The sequence below is a fragment of the Sphingobacterium gobiense genome, assembly GCF_002980575.1.
Classification (GTDB): domain Bacteria; phylum Bacteroidota; class Bacteroidia; order Sphingobacteriales; family Sphingobacteriaceae; genus Sphingobacterium; species Sphingobacterium gobiense.
Genome location: NZ_PVBS01000001.1, coordinates 303,501 through 320,788, shown reverse-complemented (window position 1 = coordinate 320,788; position 17,288 = coordinate 303,501). Strand labels below are relative to the sequence as shown.

17 protein-coding genes are annotated in these 17,288 nt (G+C 42.6%); 9 read left to right on the top strand and 8 right to left on the bottom strand.

The genetic code is table 11. From position 1 onward, the window contains the following. Positions 1–50 precede the first annotated feature (50 nt). Positions 51–674: a DUF417 family protein gene (locus C5749_RS01395; RefSeq protein ID WP_105722337.1), complete on the top strand. Its 624-nt coding sequence runs from the start codon at positions 51–53 to the stop codon at positions 672–674. 71 nt (positions 675–745) lie between these two features. On the opposite strand, the gene C5749_RS01390 is transcribed toward C5749_RS01395, so the two are convergent. Further along, positions 746–1,102, bottom strand: a complete 357-nt coding sequence (locus tag C5749_RS01390) for a winged helix-turn-helix transcriptional regulator (protein WP_105722335.1) — start codon at positions 1,100–1,102, stop codon at positions 746–748. An 87-nt stretch (positions 1,103–1,189) separates the two neighbouring features. On the opposite strand from C5749_RS01390, the gene C5749_RS01385 reads away from it, so the two are divergent. Next, positions 1,190–1,564 carry a DoxX family protein gene (locus tag C5749_RS01385; protein WP_105722333.1) on the top strand — a complete coding sequence of 125 codons (375 nt, stop codon included), beginning with the start codon at positions 1,190–1,192 and terminating at the stop codon, positions 1,562–1,564. A 243-nt stretch (positions 1,565–1,807) separates the two neighbouring features. On the opposite strand, the gene C5749_RS01380 is transcribed toward C5749_RS01385, so the two are convergent. Next, entirely contained in the window at positions 1,808–2,002 is a 195-nt protein-coding gene (locus C5749_RS01380) for a hypothetical protein (RefSeq protein ID WP_105722331.1), read from the bottom strand. 213 nt (positions 2,003–2,215) lie between these two features. Between C5749_RS01380 and C5749_RS01375 the strand changes: the two genes are divergently transcribed. Further along, positions 2,216–2,665, top strand: a complete 450-nt coding sequence (locus C5749_RS01375; protein ID WP_105722329.1) for a hypothetical protein — start codon at positions 2,216–2,218, stop codon at positions 2,663–2,665. Between the two features lie 231 nt (positions 2,666–2,896). On the opposite strand, the gene C5749_RS01370 is transcribed toward C5749_RS01375, so the two are convergent. From C5749_RS01370 to C5749_RS01350, 5 genes are all read right to left on the bottom strand, one after another. Next, positions 2,897–3,487, bottom strand: coding sequence for a sigma-70 family RNA polymerase sigma factor (locus tag C5749_RS01370; RefSeq protein ID WP_105722327.1), 591 nt, complete (start codon positions 3,485–3,487; stop codon positions 2,897–2,899). 132 nt (positions 3,488–3,619) lie between these two features. Then, entirely contained in the window at positions 3,620–4,447 is an 828-nt protein-coding gene (locus C5749_RS01365; protein WP_105722325.1) for a hypothetical protein, read from the bottom strand. Between the two features lie 18 nt (positions 4,448–4,465). Beyond that, positions 4,466–6,157 carry a RagB/SusD family nutrient uptake outer membrane protein gene (locus tag C5749_RS01360; protein ID WP_105722323.1) on the bottom strand — a complete coding sequence of 564 codons (1,692 nt, stop codon included), beginning with the start codon at positions 6,155–6,157 and terminating at the stop codon, positions 4,466–4,468. A 9-nt stretch (positions 6,158–6,166) separates the two neighbouring features. Further along, positions 6,167–9,574 (bottom strand): TonB-dependent receptor, encoded by a 3,408-nt coding sequence (locus C5749_RS01355; RefSeq protein WP_105725087.1) that lies wholly within the window; start codon positions 9,572–9,574, stop codon positions 6,167–6,169. Positions 9,575–9,809: 235 nt separating this feature from the next. After that, the gene (locus tag C5749_RS01350) at positions 9,810–11,006 is read right to left on the bottom strand and encodes a FecR family protein (RefSeq protein WP_105722321.1); all 1,197 of its coding nucleotides are present in this window, start codon (positions 11,004–11,006) and stop codon (positions 9,810–9,812) included. Positions 11,007–11,272: 266 nt separating this feature from the next. On the opposite strand from C5749_RS01350, the gene C5749_RS01345 reads away from it, so the two are divergent. Together C5749_RS01345 and C5749_RS01340 are read left to right on the top strand one after the other, a co-directional pair. Then, entirely contained in the window at positions 11,273–11,617 is a 345-nt protein-coding gene (locus C5749_RS01345; RefSeq protein WP_105722319.1) for a hypothetical protein, read from the top strand. Positions 11,618–11,670: 53 nt separating this feature from the next. Then, a complete protein-coding gene (locus tag C5749_RS01340) occupies positions 11,671–12,699 on the top strand; it encodes a TQO small subunit DoxD (protein WP_105722317.1) in 1,029 nt (342 codons plus the stop codon). Positions 12,700–12,829: 130 nt separating this feature from the next. On the opposite strand, the gene C5749_RS01335 is transcribed toward C5749_RS01340, so the two are convergent. After that, positions 12,830–13,261 (bottom strand): secondary thiamine-phosphate synthase enzyme YjbQ, encoded by a 432-nt coding sequence (locus tag C5749_RS01335; protein ID WP_105722315.1) that lies wholly within the window; start codon positions 13,259–13,261, stop codon positions 12,830–12,832. A 331-nt stretch (positions 13,262–13,592) separates the two neighbouring features. On the opposite strand from C5749_RS01335, the gene C5749_RS01330 reads away from it, so the two are divergent. The 4 genes from C5749_RS01330 to C5749_RS01315 all read left to right on the top strand — a co-directional run bounded on the left by C5749_RS01330 (position 13,593) and on the right by C5749_RS01315 (position 17,229). Continuing rightward, a complete protein-coding gene (locus tag C5749_RS01330) occupies positions 13,593–14,615 on the top strand; it encodes an LLM class flavin-dependent oxidoreductase (RefSeq protein WP_105722313.1) in 1,023 nt (340 codons plus the stop codon). A 75-nt stretch (positions 14,616–14,690) separates the two neighbouring features. After that, positions 14,691–15,437 carry an MBL fold metallo-hydrolase gene (locus tag C5749_RS01325; RefSeq protein ID WP_105722311.1) on the top strand — a complete coding sequence of 249 codons (747 nt, stop codon included), beginning with the start codon at positions 14,691–14,693 and terminating at the stop codon, positions 15,435–15,437. A 111-nt stretch (positions 15,438–15,548) separates the two neighbouring features. Continuing rightward, positions 15,549–15,956 (top strand): VOC family protein, encoded by a 408-nt coding sequence (locus tag C5749_RS01320; RefSeq protein WP_105722309.1) that lies wholly within the window; start codon positions 15,549–15,551, stop codon positions 15,954–15,956. Positions 15,957–16,014: 58 nt separating this feature from the next. Next, on the top strand, positions 16,015–17,229 hold the full coding sequence (locus C5749_RS01315; RefSeq protein ID WP_105722307.1) for a DUF763 domain-containing protein: 1,215 nt from the start codon (positions 16,015–16,017) through the stop codon (positions 17,227–17,229). Positions 17,230–17,288 lie beyond the last annotated feature (59 nt).

Here is a 17,288-nt window from a genome sequence, read left to right as displayed (position 1 = left end):
AATCTGCTCTTTTACTTTTGTTTAAAAGGAACAGCAGAGATTTAAAAGAAATGGATAAGTTATTGATATTAGTTGCCTCTAAGCAACACCTGTGGATTAATTTTATGCGAATAGCGATTTTTATCGTAATGGCTTGGATTGGCGGACTAAAAGCATTCCAATATGAGGCGGACGGGATCGTTCCTTTCGTCATCAATAGTCCAGTAATGGATTTCTTTTATAGTAAAGCTGGTGCGTCTGTAATCGATGACGAAGGGAAGAAGGTTCCGGAATACACGATGTATAAAAACCCCGAAGGCAAAGTGGTTGAAAGGAACATCGCTTGGCATAAAGAAAACGGCACTTATCTTTTTGCATACGGTTTGGGTGCAGTTATCATTTGCATAGGTGTCGTGGTTCTTCTGGGTATATGGTTTCCCCGAACTGGTTTCTGGGGTGGTATGCTAACTTTTGGTATGTCTATCGTTACGCTTTCTTTTCTAATTACGACGCCAGAAGTTTACGTACCTAATTTAGGCGGAGATTTTGCTACGTCAACTTACGGATTTCCATATTTATCCGGAGCGGGGCGATTGGTACTGAAAGACATCATCATGATGGCTGGGGGACTCATTGTAGCCTCAGACTGTGCAACACGTCACTTGTCTAAGCGGAGGTCAGCGCAATTGTCATGAAGCACGGCATAGAATCTGCCGCGAGATACTTTTCGGCAAAATTGTTGAATATAATGGAACAGAGATCGTATTTAGGGGCGGATACCTTTATTGTCCTCACCCCAAGCTGACATCAAGTTTAATATCGTCTCCAATGATTTTCCTTTTTTTGAAAGTTTGTATTCTACTCTGGGTGGTACTTCAGGGTATGCTTTACGTTCAATTAAACCGTCAGCCTCTAGGTCCTTTAGTTGAGCAATTAGCATTCTTTCGGAGATCCCAGCTGTCTTCCGTTTTAATTCACTGTATCTTAACGTTCCTCCATCTAGTAAAAACCCCAGAATGCTTAATTTCCATCGACCGCTTAACACAGATATGGTATAAGCCATTCCGCACATCGATTCAATTTGCTCCTTATTGAGTGTATTTGTTGACGTCTCTTTTCTCATTTCTCACATTTTTGTCAGTACCATACAATTTTGTAGGTACTTGCATCACGCTAATATAGCGCTTAGTTTTGTCGAAAAATATCGAACATGAAAGAAAAATTAACAACAATCATTCATTGGATAACTTATGTCTATTTTGTCTATTTATTTGGCTATGCTAGTCTGTTTAAAGTATTTCAAAAGAAAACGATGATGGACGGAATGATGTCCTTTGGTTTTGATAAAACCTGGACTTTGCTTATCGGTTATGGCGAATTAGCTGGGGTATTAGCCCTAATCGCCGGACTTTGGTTCCGTCAAATCAAAAATATCGCTATTATATATCTACTGTTTTTCGCAGTGGGGGCTTTAATGGTTCATTTTGCACATAGAGAATATCAAGAGTTCTATGGTGCATTATTTGGCTGTATGGCGGCATTCGTACTCTTAACGACTGACAAACATTTCAAACTGGTTTTATAATTATTTTATACTGTACAGCGATCAAAGACTATTCATTTCGCCTGACATGCCATTTTTACTAATATGTTAAATGGTGTTAAATTCGATATTAAACAATACGAAAGCCATTAAATCGCCGTTATAGTAGTAATTCATAATTTAGGTTAATAATTGGTTAGTTAGTTAAAAATCCTGAAGCTCCCCGCTTCAGGATTTTTTGTTTGTACTTGCTTGAAACACGTTTGCTTCTATTGACTCAATAAACTAACTCGTACTAGGCGTAATGCGAACTAACGGATCATCATGTTTTCGTGGAGACTCTCTAGGCTCTGGTGTTGGCGGTACATAACCACTATCACCATCGTTATCCTTGTTGTTGCGTTCATCATTTCGCTTCATTTTTTCTTTCTCCAACTCTTCTTTCCTCTTAGGATTATTTTCTTTTTCTGGCATGCTCATAATAGTATACTTTTAAATATTTACAATTCTGTTCTCTCTTTTAGAACGGACTAGCAGGCACTTTGTTTATAAAAAGATGATATCGTCATGAGGCAGATTGAAGTGGAAAAAGAAAAGTAACTAATCGCAACCTTTTCGGTGGTTGCGCTGTTCAATATATGGTAAGAGTCCCCTGCACTGGCTGGGTGCCTTTGTTTTAAAAATTTAACGAATATGAGTTTCTTTAAAAATATAATACCTGCACTGGCCGGTTCGATAGCGCTTAATATTATCCATGAGTTGGCCCGCAAACGGTCAAATGATGTTCCACAAATTAACGAGGTTGCCGAAGAGGGTATAGAAAAGGCTTGGCTGGCTGCTGGGAGCAAGCCGCCCCAAGGAAACAATTTATACGGTATAGCGCTGACAAGTGACATCATCGCCAACACCGCCTTTTTCCGGACAATTAGCGGTGAGACTCCGAAGGAGACCTTGACGAAGGGATTATTGCTAGGTGCAGCCGCAGGCATCGGAGCACTGACGCTAACCGAGCCACTTGGACTTGATGACAAACCCGTTAATCGAAACCCGAAGGTACAGGCACTAACTATACTGTATTATGTAGTTGGGGGATTGGTAACTGCGGGGGTGTACAACGCCATAAACCGTGATGGAACAACCTAACGTTGAATAATGGTAACAAAGAACACTGTTAACAACGGGTTTGGCACACGTGCTTGTTAAAAACTGTTAAATGAATTTAACAACAATAAAAAAGGCACAGGAATTGTTGTAAAATTAGTAATTCATAATTTAGGTTAATAATTGGTTAGTTAGTAAAATCCTGGAGCTCCCCGCTTCGGGATTTTTTCATAATGTGTATCCAGCATCGTCCCAACGCTGATATTTGCCTTGTCATTGCGGTAGGTTAAAAAATAGCAGTAGAAACAGATAATGGAGAGAAAGTTTTTTTTGCGCTAGTACTTTCTTTAATGTAGCAACGGCTTTGGATCGCGCAAAATATACGGTGTTAGCTGTCGTTCCGAGTTCGTCACAGATCTCCTGGATATTTTTGTCCTCCATAAACGATAAGTGCAAAACCTGGGCCTGCTGCCGGGGCAGCTTCTTCACTTCATACACAATTAATTCGACAAGTTCTGTGTAGATTATCTTCCTCAGAATATCCTGATCCGTAGCCTCCAATTCGATGAGGTTGGCTTCTTCATACCTGTATTTATTGCGACTGTGTTTGAGATGGTCTAGACATGCATTCTTAACGACAAGATAAAGAAAAGATTTAATTGGCTCAATGGCTTCAAAATGTTCTCTTCTTTCCCAAAGTTTTATAAAAGCGTCGGATACAATTTCTGACGAAGTCTGTTTATCTTTTATAAATTTATAAGCGAAAAAGTGTAGTGCACATGCATACTGATCCATCAGATAGCTCAAGGCTGTTTCTTTTCCTATACGTAAATCAGAAATCTGCTTATTGAGTTCGTCCATCATTGACAGGCTTATATTATGTGGTTACTTACAAACTTAATGTAAATGCGGCGAATTTAAAAGCGCATAATAACAAAAGGTACATCCTCTGCTCGATAGGTAAAGGATGCACCACGCTGTCAAAAAATGCGCTACTTATTCTGCACGAAAAACCCAAAACCACGCTGTACCCCAAGCACCCGCACCAGACTCTGGATAAGCAAGTACCATTTCTTCTCCATTGAGGATTAAAATATCGTATTCATATACGGCAGCGTTCCCTTCATTGGGTGATATTCCGCATAACATGGTTACGTTTCTAGTCGTTAATTTCCCCTTAGCCCATATCGTCCCGTCTTCCATTGTATTTTTTTTTGTCATATCGAAAGCATACGTCCCGACTATGCTTTCCCCGTTAGACTTAACTTTTGTCAGTTTGGCTCCTCGTAAGGAGAACACCATTTTAGCGCCGACACCTTCTCCCGGTGCTTGTCCGTCGATATCCGATTCTTGTAATGTCCACCAAGCGGGAGCGAAATTCCCCAAATATCCACCATTACCCCAAACCGCCGGCTTGTTGGTGTCCCATACCCAGTCTTTTTCGCTTCCGTCGGTTAAGAATGCCCACTCTGGCGGAACAGGGAAGGTTAATTCATCCACTTCCACCGCTAGTGTTTTACTGATTTTGCTTCCATCGGGGTTCAGTCCCGTGAAAATAATATCGTTCTCGCCTGTAGAGACCAACAATACGGTGTCCGTTTTTCGTTGTGTTACACCCACACCAAAATCCCACGAGGAAAGCACAGGGCTTTTATTGTCTAACACGACCTTATTACTTCGTTTCCCATCAACGATTATTTGGGTCGCTGTAATGTTCAGTTGATCCGCGGTTATTGCGGATCCGGGCCCCATCCGATCTTCGATGGGTTCGCATCCTATAAGCAAGAAGCTAAGGATGGATAAGATATAAAATATTGATTTCATCGTATAAACAGTTTAAAGTTACCAGCCTGGGAATTCGTGCGTAGATTCACCCCAGCCTTTGTTTTGTGTGAGCACTCCGTCGGAAAGCGCAATCTGTGATAGTGGAACAGGCCAAAACCCGCCCGTAGCCTCAAACCGGCTCCGGTAGCCACCACCAAATGCTCGCATTTGCGTATCGATTCCTTTATTTTTGATAGCCACACCTTCTTGTTGAGCCAACGCATCCGCTGCGTCATGCCAACGCATGAGATCAAAATAACGTAATCCTTCAAAGGCAAGCTCCCAACGGCGCTCTCGCTTTAACGCTCCTAACGAATAGGGAATGGAAGGTAGATTAACGCGTGCCCGGACACGATTTAAGTTTGTATTGGTTTCCGTTAACTCCGCATGCATAAGCAATACATCCGCAAAACGGATAAGGATCAAATCCTGTGTGTGAGCCAACTGATAATCCGCTTGGGCTGCATCGGCTAGAATGGCATAGGAAGGAATAAGCGTGCCTCCGTCGTATGCTGTAATAGCTATATATTTTTTTTGCCAAAAGCCCGTTTCCTCCATTTGATTGTCCGCGCCGTATATGTAACTATCTAAGTCGGTTTCGACATTGATGATCGATCCCGTTCTACGGATATCGGTTGGTTCCGCCTGCTGCCAAGCATTCCAAAGATTGCTGTTTACCGGGCCGGCTCCCCAGCCTTGTCCAAATGGAAATGTTCCTGCCTGCCCGTTATTTGATCGTAGGCCGGAATGGAGATTCATTTGGTTGGTATAGCCAAGTTTATACGTGTCCCCCCAGTCGGCTAACGTACCAAATTTAATCGCAAATACGATTTCTTTATTACCGTCGCCCGCGTATTCCAGATTATTTTCCTGTGCATAAGGATAGTCTGCTTTGGTAAATCTGTTAGAATAAGGCCAAAGGTTTCTGAAATCACTCACTAGATCGTGTCCGCTATCTTTGATGCAATCTTCTAACCATTGTACGACCTGTGCTTTGGTAACAGCGCCTCCAGACATCAAAGGAAGTTCAGTTTTGTTGTAATAACCGGTGTAAAAAAGGAAAACACGGGCCATTAACGCTTGTGCCGCCCATTTGGTCGCATGCCCTGAGGCAACACTTGTATAGGGGCTGGAGGGCATTATTTCAATAGCCGTTTTGAGATCCTCGGCAATGACTGCATAGGTTTCATCCGCTGGGGATTTAGGGACATTGGTTACAAGCGTTGACGTAAGCAGTGGAACCTCACCGAATAGTTGAGATAGCTCAAGATAATAAAGTGCACGCAGAAAATAGACCTCGCCCAACAATTGCTGCTTTTGCGCATCGTCGGTCCACCCGCTTACGTTATCAATAGATTCAATGGCCATATTGGCTCTAAAAATCCCCTGATACCTCGCACTCCAAAATGACAGGAAGCGATCGGGCTGGGTATTCATTAAATGGTCAAGGCCTTGCATATCACGATCATTTTCGCCGCCGCCCCCAAAACGATCGTCGGAGGCTAGTTCCGCCATATAAAAATGGGAATGCTGCGGATTAGACATTGCCGTATTGAGGCTAGTGTATATACCAGTCAGCATACTATTGGCATCGGCGATTGTAACCGGAAAGTTTCCTGTATTTTTTTTATCGAAGCTTTCTGTATCCAGAAATTTTTCGCAGGAGCTTAGCAATCCTATAGCGAGTACAAATAAAAATATCTTTTTCATGTCTTTACATTAAAATTTAAGGTTTACACCAAACATCACTGTTCGCGGTTGTGGATAGAATCCTAAGTCTATCCCCGAAACCCATGGTTCGTCATACCCGTATCCAATCTCGGGATCCATCCCACTATAATTGGTAAAAGTGAATACGTTTTGAACAGTGGCATAAATGCGGGTTTGGCTGAAAGGAGACTTCTTCCATATCTGCTTGAGGTCGTATCCTAAGGTGACGTTTTGTATCTTCACGAAATCGCCATTTTCAATATAAATATCTGAGATGTACTGGTTATTCGTGTGGCTTCCACTGGTCAATCGCGGTAGCCGGTTGGATGTACCCTCGCCATGCCATCTTCCAAAGATTTCGGTGGTATAATTTTGTAGGGGGCTATCAGCAAAGGAACGGTAGGACTTGGCAATTTGATGTCCAAAGGACCCAATAGCGGTGACCGCCAAATCGATTCCCTTGTAACCAATATTAAGGCTTAATCCGCCACTGAAATCGGGATGTGGATTACCGATCATCGTTTTGTCGCCGTCGGTGATGGCGCCATCACGGTTATAGTCTACGAAAATAACATCGCCGGGTTGAGCATTGGGTAGAACACCATGGCCTGTTTGGCGTAAGGCCTCGATCTGCTCTTGCGTTTGAAAGATCCCATCGGTTTTAAAACCGTAGAAATAACCGATAGGATAGTTAACCTGCGCCCGGTACATCGGTTGGGTTCCTTGGCTCAATACATCAGGTTCACCGTGTATGATACCCTCATCGTTGTCGATCCGGAGCACTCGGTTTTTGTTGTAGGCGCCATTAATGCCAATACCATAACGAAAGTCTCCTTTGGTATCGCTCCAATTCAATCCGATTTCTATCCCTCTGTTTTCTACGTCTCCACCATTGACAAAACGTCCCGATGTGCCGTAGGTTGCCAGAACCGGTACAAACACCAGCCAATCTTTAGTCGTTTTTTTATACCAATCGAAAACGAAGGCTAGTCTATTGTTTAAGAACCGGGAGTCAAAACCTATATTAAGCTGCTCAGACGTTTCCCAAGAAATATCAGGATTTGGCGACACATCTGGATATGCTCCCCGAATCAACGTATTCTTATTGTTGCCGAAATAATAACCGTTTCTGACATCGATGGCGATAGTGGGTAGATATTGAAACGGAGGGATATCGGCATTTCCGTTTTGCCCCCAACTGGCACGTAACTTCATAAAATCCATAAAACCGTTGTCCTCTAAAAAATCTTCGTTGGTCATGATCCAGCCCGCCGAAGCAGATGGAAAATAGCCCCACCGATTGCCTTTCGAAAAATTCGACGAACCATCAGCTCTTAAAATTAAGGATGCCATATAAGTCTCATTGATGTTATAATTTACTCGACCAAAATAAGATGAGATTTTGAATTCGGGGAGGTGTGCGCCTCCTACAGTGGGTATAAAACCATCATACCCTTGTCCGTTGCCCACCCAAGCTTTGTCCCACTGCCCGGGAAAGGAGGAATTTGCGGTTGTTACACTAAGGTTTTCGCCAATACCATTTTTCTCGATCGACTGGCCTACGACCATATCCATCTGATGTCCTTCTAGCGGGTTGAAGTTATAACTTAACGTGTTTTCTAATAAAATCTTATAGCCTAACTCCTGGTTTTGGGAAATATCATCCACGGGGTTGGTTAGTGTTGTAGAAAGCGCGTAGGCTGGTGTATATTGTCGGTAGGAAGAGGCATTTAGCCGATATCCAAAATTCGATCTAAAAACCAAGTTTCTGATGGGCTGAATTTCCAGATAGGCGTTGGCAGAAAGACTGTGGCTCTTGCTCACGTTTTGTCCGCGGCGATAGTCCATCTCAGCTACCGGATTAGCTGTCGCGCCATCGAAAGCCCACCCGTCGGCAACTTTACTCGCTTGATCATAATAGTCACCGTTTTCATTTCTAACAGGCAACAACGGATTACCGACCAGCATGTTATGAATGTCGTTCCAATAAATATTTCCGATTCCGATTCCAGAACGATTATTAAATCCGTAATTTACGTTTTCGCCAAATTTAAGGATTGTAAAATCATCATTCTGGAGCAGGATATGTTCGGAATTGATACGTGCTGTATGACGCTGGAAATTAGGCTCTACCGGCACGCCCATAATGCCTTGTCGATCGGTAATAGAATACCCAATCGAAAACCGAGATTGTTCGTTACCGCCCATTATGTTAAGGGATGTATTATGCAGCAGTGCGTTGTCATTATGTATTTCTGTAAGCCAGTTGGTACCATTCCAAGCGCCACTCATAATCTGCTCATACTGCTTGGGGATAAGTGCCGCCCAATCGAAAGGAGCTGCCCCCTCGTTAAACCGCCGCTCATCCTGTATGGCCATATATTCTTGGGCATTTAACAGGGACGGAAGTTTATAAGCATTTTGGAAGCCAACGTAACTATCTAGGTGTATGGTCGTGCGTCCTTCTTTGCCCTGCTTGGTTGTGACCAGCACAACGCCATTGGCGGCCCGGGAGCCATAGATGGCGGCAGAGGCTGCATCTTTTAATACATCAATTGTTTCAATGTCGGATGGATTAAGCATATTAATATCGCCGCCCGGTACGCCGTCAATAACGTAAAGTGGGGCAGAATTGCCGGTCGTTCCAATACCACGAACGGTCACCTTAAAGCTTTCGCCCGGCATACCTGAATTTTGCGTAATTTGAACCCCCGGAGATTGGCTCTGTAGCGCTTCTAATATACTTGGCGTGCTCAGTTTCTGTAGATCCTCTCCTTTGACTTGAATGCTGGCTCCGGTGATCAATTTTTTCTTCTGCGTACCGTAGCCCACTACAACAACCTCATCTAAATCACCAAAACTGGTTTTCAACGTTACGTTGATGGTTTGTTGATTGCCGATGGTGATTTCTGATTTGAGAAAGCCAACATACGAAACTTGGAGAATACTATTGGGAGCGTTGACAGCGATGGAAAAGTTTCCTTGTTCGTCAGTACTTGTCCCGTCTTTCGTGCCTGCAACTTGTATCGACGCGCCTTGGATGGGCCTCCCCTGCTCGTCCGTAACGCGCCCCTTTATGATACGCTCTTGTTTGATCGACTCAGCGGATAGCGGGAAGTTAGTTTTATTGGAACGACGGAGGATAATCGTTCCGTCAGATATCTCCCACGCGATAGGTTGACCGGCAAATAGCGACGTTAGTGCTTTTTCCAAGGGCGCTTGCTCGATATTTATCGTAATCTTCGTATCTGCAAGATCTTTGCCATTTAATAAAAAGGGCACGCCACTTTGTTTTTGAACGGTCTGCATGATATGAATTAGCGGAGCGTTTACGACCTTCAGTGATACGTGCTGTGCGAATCCACTTGCTGTGAGTTTAAAAACACTCAATAACGTAAGCAAAATAGTTAATTTCATAAGGACTATCCAGCGTTTTAGTTTAGAAGAGGCAGGTTCCCTGCCATAATCATTATGTTGCAAAAAAATCATATTTTTGTACAATTAGGATTTGGTAATGAATAAGAGTTTATAATCTGTATCGACGCTTTTCAGCAAATCGTAATGACCGAAATCGGGTGTACGAGACCCGATTCGGTTTTTGCTCACATTAGGTATTTGATGCCTGTTCTTTCCATAGTTCGTTTGTTTATGTTTATTCTTTAATGATTATTAAATTCGACGTTTTTCCGCTGTTTTGAAGCTTAAATTTAACGCCACTTTTTTCGATAATACGCAGCACCTCGGCAAGGTTTTTATCTCTGTCTATTTCCCCGTAGAAATAGGTTGGTGAAATCTTATCTTGGTAACTGACGTCAATAGCATACCAACGGCTGATTGACTTCATTAAATCACGTAATTCTGTTTCGTGAAACAGGAATTTATTATCTTTCCAGGCTACGAAAGGTTGCACATCTACTTCTTTTTTAATGATATTCCCGGTGGTGGTGCTTATGACTTGTTGATTCGGCATCAAACGTACCTTTTGATGTCCGGATTCTATACTGACCGATCCTTCGACGAGCGTAGTTATAGTACGGATATCATCCGCATAAGCGGATACGTTAAACGCTGTTCCCGTGACGAGAATTTTCTGATTGCTACAAATGACTTCAAAGGGTATGACTTGATTCTCATCGGTAACGGATGCAACTTCAAAATAAGCTTCGCCTTCTAAGGTAACTTTACGATTCCGGTTATCAAATTGGAGTGGATAGACCAATGTTGATTGGGCGTTTAGCCATACTTTGCTGCCGTCTGATAAGGTGACTTTATATTTGCCTCCTTTTGGAACATGGATAGTGGCTTTAATATGCGAAATTCTGTTTTTATCTATTACCAATAAAGGTGTACCATCAGCATAGGTTAACTGGTTGTCAAGGATAATCCCATCTTTGTCGCTCCTCAAGTTTATCTCCTTGCCATCAGACAAAACGAGCTTTGCTTTATTGGTCCCGGCCTGTATACTGGAAAGGCTTACCTCCTTCTCCCCGACCGTTGGGGCACTAAGTTGAAAATAACCGAAGAAACCTGCTATCAACAGAACGGCTGCGGCGGCAAAATAAATAAAATAAAGCCTTCTTGAGCGCTCTCCCCTATCTGCAGCTGTACTGGCTCTTTTCAAGGTTCGCTCCTTAAGTCTGCGGAGCCAGTCTTCGCCTTCCTCTTGCTCAAGCTGAATCCAAGATAGCCCATCTTCAAAGATTTCATCACCTTCGGTAAGCGTTTTAAAAAAAGCTTCATTTTCTGGCGTTTCGCGTCGCCATTGTTCCAAGACTATGCGTTCTTCTGGAGTAAGTTCTCCGTCCATGTATCGTTTAATGAGCCTGGCTATTTTTGATATAGCTTTCATGTTTATAGTGGTTGTGTATCTTATAACGACATCTATATGGGAATCTTAGTAAGATTTTTTATTTTTTTTGTAATCGTTCGCGAAATGGTAAAATATTTATCTTCGTTTATATAATGTGCGCCTGAGTGCTGTACTCTTTCTTGCTAACACTAATTCCTTGGTTGATCTTACGTCGCGACGACACGGTTTGTAAGTTCTGTGGATTAAACGATAAATATTTATTTATCTTTGCGACTAGGTTGGAAATAAAACGAAATACAGAAAACATGAAACACATCTTATTGATGTGGTTTGTTTTATTTTCCCTTAGTCCTTGCGTTGTTAAGGAAGTATTGACCAGCGCAGCAAATATTGACTATGTCAAACCGCTCAACAAAACCAAGACTTCTAGCCGATCAAATCTTTGCTCCTATTCTTTTGATAAGAGTTTGCAGATTTCAATTGTCAGGGAGTCAAAAGTTAACCAACAAATTGATCCAGTTGATTTATCGCATAATCAGCATTTAATTCTCCTTTCTGCTAAGGTTCTCCGTCATTATACGACAACCTGTCCTGGGAATAGTCCGCCCAAATATATTTTATATAAACGTATGAAGATTGATGTAGTCTGAGCCTAGGACATACAAGCATTTACAATTTTTACGTTTAATAAAATATCAATTCAATGAAACATCATCATATTGACGGTACGGCAAACCTTGCCGGACTGTTTACGTTATCTCTGCGTTGGGTCATCGGTTGGACCTACTTTTCTGCTTTTTGGAGACGTTTGATCTTAGAGAATAAGCTTATTCCCGAAGAAGCGGGATATATAGGAGAAAAATTCAATCATTTTCTCCCTAATGCACTGGTTATTAAACCGATTATTGAATACTTAGTTTCTAATCCCGAAGCTTTACAAACTTCCATGGTTATATTCACGATTATAGAAGCAATTGTGGGCTTGCTTATCATGCTAGGTCTATTTACAAGATTGATGAGTATAGGTGTACTTTTCCTTGCAACGGGTATCTTATTGGGTTCTGGCTGGATTGGCACTACCTGTCTGGACGAATGGCAAATCGGCGTATTAGGCATTGCATCTGGTTTTACCTTATTCTTGAGCGGGAGTGGTGCGTATTCACTCGATCAACACATAATGGATAGGCAGTACATTTTTACAAGTAAGAGCTGGTTCAGGTGGTTGGGGTCGGGCACTCTCCCGCTCAAACGTCCGCAGACGAAAGTTATGGTAATGTCGATATTCATCTTTGGACTTACGCTGTTTACCAATCAGTATTTTCACGGCGGCGTTTTCGGCACACTCCATAATAAATCGGTGAAACCGAAAATTGAAATATCGAACATTCGACATGAGGGTTCTGAGCTAACGTTTCAGCTTTTCCGGGTTGAAGGCGCGGATGTGTATGGTTCATTTTTGATCAGGATAGAGATTTTGGACAAAAATAACGAGGTCGTAACATTCATCGGCCAGGATAAATTAGCGCGGTTCCCAAACAACAGGATTCACAATCACTATGTGGCAAAAATCAAACCTGGAAAACACAGTCTGGTTATACCTCTTGGAGCAAAAGCCGACGTCTCTATAGATATAGGGGGAATACTACTGAAGGATGATTATTACCTAAAACTGACGGACATCAGCGGTACGGTATGGACAGCGAAAATAGAAACTTCGACAGCTGAGGCGTGATACGTCCGATTCGCGAACATAGCCCCTGAAGCAAGGAGCTTCAGGGTTGTTTTTTGTATATAAACTTTGGATTCTTCAATCCAAAGTTTTATACGTCATCAGCTTAAATAAACGATATAAAGTTCAACAATTAATCAGCAGGAAGTCCCCATGCAGTAACAATCAAGCACCTAGTTCCTCCATAATCACGGTGTTCGCAGAGATAAATACCCTGCCAAGTCCCTAGGTTGAATCGACCATCCGTGACGGGAATTGTAACTGAACTTCCTAATAACGAACTTTTCAAATGAGCGGGCATGTCATCCGACCCCTCGTAATTGTGGCGATAGTCCGGATCGTTCTCGGGTACTGATTTATTAAAAAAAGTTTCAAAATCTAAGCGCACAGTAGGATCGGCATTTTCGTTGATTGTCAATGATGCGGATGTATGTTGAATAAAAACCTGGCAGATTCCTGTTTTGATAGCGGTGATTTCAGGTAATGAACGGATGATATCTGAGGTGATCAGGTGGAAGCCTCTTGTTTTAGGTGTAATGTCCAGTGAAGTTTGAAAAATGTGCATAGGGAACGTCTGTTTTACAGGACCAATATAGCATTTTTGAGCTCGATTGTAGGATATATTTACAATACAGACGACCTATTTTTTGTTAAGATGTGTTAAACCGACATCGAGATTATACGAAATGTATAAAAATTGCTGTTATAATAGTACTTCATAATTTTAGGTTTATAATTGGTTAGTTAGTTAAAGATCCTGAGGTTCCCCGCCTCAGGATTTTTTTGCTTGTTAGCGGACATTCAGCTGAGTTAGAATTGACGAAGGGTAAACTAAACCAACACGAAGTTTGGGCTTATTTTCTTATTTTAGCAGATAATTAAATCCGTTGTGGAATATGAAAAGAATAGGATTTTTATCTTTTGGTCATTGGGACAACAATCCGGCATATGCCGCTCGCACTGCAGGCGACACTTTGTTTCAGTCCATTGATTTAGCGATAGCGGCTGAAGAAATTGGTTTAGACGGTGCATATTTCCGTGTACATCATTTTGCTAAACAATTAGCTTCGCCCTTCCCTCTGTTGGCTGCGATAGGCGCTAGAACCCGCAAAATCGAAATTGGCACGGGTGTAATTGACATGCGCTACGAAAATCCCCTACATATGATTGAAGATGCCGGAGCGGCCGATCTGATTTCTGGCGGTCGCTTGCAATTAGGTATCAGTAGAGGGTCTCCGGAACAAGTAATTGACGGATGGCGTTATTTCGGGTATGAGCCCACCGAAGATAAGACGGATGCCGACATGGGGCGCCAAAAGGGATTGGAGTTCTTAGAAAAACTAAATGGTATTGGGTTTGCCGAACCTAATCCTAACCCCATGTTCCCGAATCCACCCGGCTTATTACGTTTAGAACCGCATGCGGAAGGATTACGCGACCGTATATGGTGGGGCGCGGGTTCGAACGCTACTGCCATTTGGGCAGCTCAACAAGGAATGAACCTTCAAAGCTCTACATTGAAAGACGACGAAAGTGGAAAGCCATTTCATATACAGCAGGCAGAACAGATCAGATTATTTAAAAGAGCTTGGAGAGATGCCGGACGTACACGAGAACCCAGGGTATCCGTAAGCCGCTCGATCTTTGCATTGGTGAACGACCAGGACCGATATTATTTTGGGCACGAAGCTAGCAGAACAGACAAAGTTGGTATGATTGAGCCCAATAAACGTGCTATCTTCGGACGTAGCTACGCCGCAGAGCCGGATCAACTGATTGAAGAACTAGCTACGGACGAAGCTATTAAGGAAGCCGACACCTTACTTCTGACCATACCGAATACGCTGGGCGTCGATTACAACGTGCACGTTCTTTCCGCTATCTTACAACACGTGGCTCCTGGATTAGGTTGGCGATAAGGCGGTAGAAGCAACCCTTAGATTACCAAACTGGCACGACTATCGTATAGCATTAGGGTAGCAAATTAGATACCGATGAAAAAACGAAGTACGCATATCCTTACCGTAGTAGGTTGTGGAGATGCTTTTTCTAGTGGTGGTAATGCCCAAACCTGCTTTCATATCGAATCGCCAGAGGGGACACTCTTGATTGATTGCGGTACCGGAACACTTGCCGGCTTAAAGAAACACGGCTTATCTGTAGCAGAAATCGATACGATTATTATTTCGCATTTTCATGGTGACCATTATGGTGGTTTGCCCTTTCTACTGCTGGATGCAGCCAAAGAAAAACGAGAAGAACCGCTTACCATTGTGAGTCCCCCTGGCGGTAAACAAAAGATCCAACAGTTGGTCGAGCTGCTTTATCCAGGAAGCAACGTATTGGACAACTTAAATCTGAACTATGTGTCCTACCGACAAGAGACGGAAATTACATTGTCGTATGTCACTGTAACGCCGATACCGGTGATACATAAGCCGGAAAGCCAACCCCACGGCATCCGGATACGTACGGAACAGAAGACGATTGGATATTCTGGAGACACTGGCTGGACCGATCAGCTGATAAAAATTGCTACGGATACCGACTTATTTATTTGCGAATGTTGCTTTTATGCGACAGCGGTTGATGGGCATATCCATTACTTACAGTTGTATGAAAAAATTAACCATTTTCGTACAAAACAAATTCTACTAACTCACTTTGATGAAGAAATGTTAGCAAATCTGGACAAAGTCGAATTACGCTATGCTTATGATGGCTTGCAGTTAATCATATAAAATTGTATAGAATAGAAGAAATACTATCATCGTGCTGACGTCATTTCTTGCCCTGTGCTAAGTCTATTATAATGCTTAATAAATAATTTTGATAATTAAAATGTATATATTATGGCACCGAGACCTTCTAAAATTTGGGCAGATTACCCTATAAAAGATATAAAAAGATCCAAAGAATTCTATAGTGCTTTGGGCTTTACGGTACGGGAACTGACCCATGATGGGGATGATTTCATTTCACTTACAATTGGTGACAACGGCTTTATTCTTAACCTTTTTCCTACGGAGCGATTTGAGAGGGGAGTGAAGACGAAGGTTCTGGATACCACCGGAACAAATGAAGTAAATTTCAGCATTTCGGCCGACAGCAAAGACGAAGTACTAGCGTGGGAAAAAGCACTTCTCGATATCGATGCGGATATCATCAGCTCGCCAGAGGAGATGAAAGAAGGTTGGTGGGTGATGCGTTTTGCTGACCCCGACGGCCATCGCTGGGTGATATTGAATATGAAAAATTAAAATTGCGTTCGTGAATGTAAAGCATTTTGCCTAAGTTTGTACTAAACAATTTAGCAAAATGAAACGATCAGGAACAGCGGATCTTCCCTTACATAACGGTAAAGTTCCACCTTGGTTATATGAGCGCATGTCTTCTTTGGGATTGTCAATAATCGAGGCCATCTTAACTGATTATGGCAAAGCGGAAGTTTTGCGGAGGTTAGCTGATCCGTTTTGGTTTCAAAGTTTTGGAGCAGTGCTGGGTATGGACTGGCATTCCTCGGGAATTACCACATCAGTCATGGGCGCCTTAAAGCGTGTAATCAATCCGGCAGCCTCATCGTTAGGAATCTATATATGTGGAGGAAAAGGTAAACTATCGCGAGAGACACCGGCTGAGCTCTTACGGGTTGCGGAACGAACAGGTCTTGCTGGTGACCAACTCATTAGAGCTTCCAAACTTTCTGCTAAAGTGGACAATACAGCGATACAGGATGGCTATCAATTATATTTGCACAACTTTATTGTAGCTGACAACGGTAGCTGGGCGGTGGTCCAACAGGGCATGCATGATCAAGATGGTACCGCAAGAAGGTATCACTGGCATTCGGAAAACCTGAGATCGTTTATCGAAGAGCCACATACGGGAATCAATGGTATCCCGCAGGGATATATCTTGAACCTCACGGCTGCTAGTGCAGCTAATAACCGTCAGGGTATTCTAGCTATTTCGCATGAGGATTCGGCAAAAGTTACACAGGATTTCGCTCGCTTGATGATGCCGAGGCATCATAACGTTCGTTCATCGGATGTAGATTTAAAAAGATTAGGAGCCTTGTTATATGTAACGCGTGAATTGCAACCTAACAATTTCGAAGATCTTTTGCTATTACAAGGCGTGGGACCGCGCACTATGCAATCCCTCGCGCTGGTAAGTGAAATAATACACGGCGCTCCTTCCAGGTTTAAGGATCCTGCCCGTTTCTCATTTGCACACGGAGGTAAAGACGGACATCCCTTTCCAGTACCGATCGATATCTACGACGATAGTATACAGATACTACGGAAAGGTATTGAAAAATCTAAACTTGGAAATACGGACAAATTAAAGACGATCAATAAACTGCACGAAGTGGTACTCCAAACAGAAGCCAATTTCACTCCGAAATTTGATGTACAGCAGGTTATTGAACAGGAGCGTAGAGATTCTTGGAAACATGGCGGGAGAACTGTTTTTGGGAAAGCTCAAAAGCATTCTTCTTATGCGCCGGATTGCCAACTTTCATTATTTTAACTATACATTTAACCTTTAAATGACTGCTGTTCAATTAACATAGATTAAAAATGTATACT

Excerpts from the sequence above, each read along its gene's own strand:
- C5749_RS01395 (WP_105722337.1), top strand. The coding sequence starts at position 51 with ATGGATAAGTTATTGATATTAGTTGCCTCTAAGCAACACCTGTGGATT.
- C5749_RS01390 (WP_105722335.1), bottom strand. The coding sequence starts at position 1,102 with ATGAGAAAAGAGACGTCAACAAATACACTCAATAAGGAGCAAATTGAA.
- C5749_RS01385 (WP_105722333.1), top strand. The coding sequence starts at position 1,190 with ATGAAAGAAAAATTAACAACAATCATTCATTGGATAACTTATGTCTAT.
- C5749_RS01380 (WP_105722331.1), bottom strand. The coding sequence starts at position 2,002 with ATGAGCATGCCAGAAAAAGAAAATAATCCTAAGAGGAAAGAAGAGTTG.
- C5749_RS01375 (WP_105722329.1), top strand. The coding sequence starts at position 2,216 with ATGAGTTTCTTTAAAAATATAATACCTGCACTGGCCGGTTCGATAGCG.
- C5749_RS01370 (WP_105722327.1), bottom strand. The coding sequence starts at position 3,487 with ATGATGGACGAACTCAATAAGCAGATTTCTGATTTACGTATAGGAAAA.
- C5749_RS01365 (WP_105722325.1), bottom strand. The coding sequence starts at position 4,447 with ATGAAATCAATATTTTATATCTTATCCATCCTTAGCTTCTTGCTTATA.
- C5749_RS01360 (WP_105722323.1), bottom strand. The coding sequence starts at position 6,157 with ATGAAAAAGATATTTTTATTTGTACTCGCTATAGGATTGCTAAGCTCC.
- C5749_RS01355 (WP_105725087.1), bottom strand. The coding sequence starts at position 9,574 with ATGAAATTAACTATTTTGCTTACGTTATTGAGTGTTTTTAAACTCACA.
- C5749_RS01350 (WP_105722321.1), bottom strand. The coding sequence starts at position 11,006 with ATGAAAGCTATATCAAAAATAGCCAGGCTCATTAAACGATACATGGAC.
- C5749_RS01345 (WP_105722319.1), top strand. The coding sequence starts at position 11,273 with ATGAAACACATCTTATTGATGTGGTTTGTTTTATTTTCCCTTAGTCCT.
- C5749_RS01340 (WP_105722317.1), top strand. The coding sequence starts at position 11,671 with ATGAAACATCATCATATTGACGGTACGGCAAACCTTGCCGGACTGTTT.
- C5749_RS01335 (WP_105722315.1), bottom strand. The coding sequence starts at position 13,261 with ATGCACATTTTTCAAACTTCACTGGACATTACACCTAAAACAAGAGGC.
- C5749_RS01330 (WP_105722313.1), top strand. The coding sequence starts at position 13,593 with ATGAAAAGAATAGGATTTTTATCTTTTGGTCATTGGGACAACAATCCG.
- C5749_RS01325 (WP_105722311.1), top strand. The coding sequence starts at position 14,691 with ATGAAAAAACGAAGTACGCATATCCTTACCGTAGTAGGTTGTGGAGAT.
- C5749_RS01320 (WP_105722309.1), top strand. The coding sequence starts at position 15,549 with ATGGCACCGAGACCTTCTAAAATTTGGGCAGATTACCCTATAAAAGAT.
- C5749_RS01315 (WP_105722307.1), top strand. The coding sequence starts at position 16,015 with ATGAAACGATCAGGAACAGCGGATCTTCCCTTACATAACGGTAAAGTT.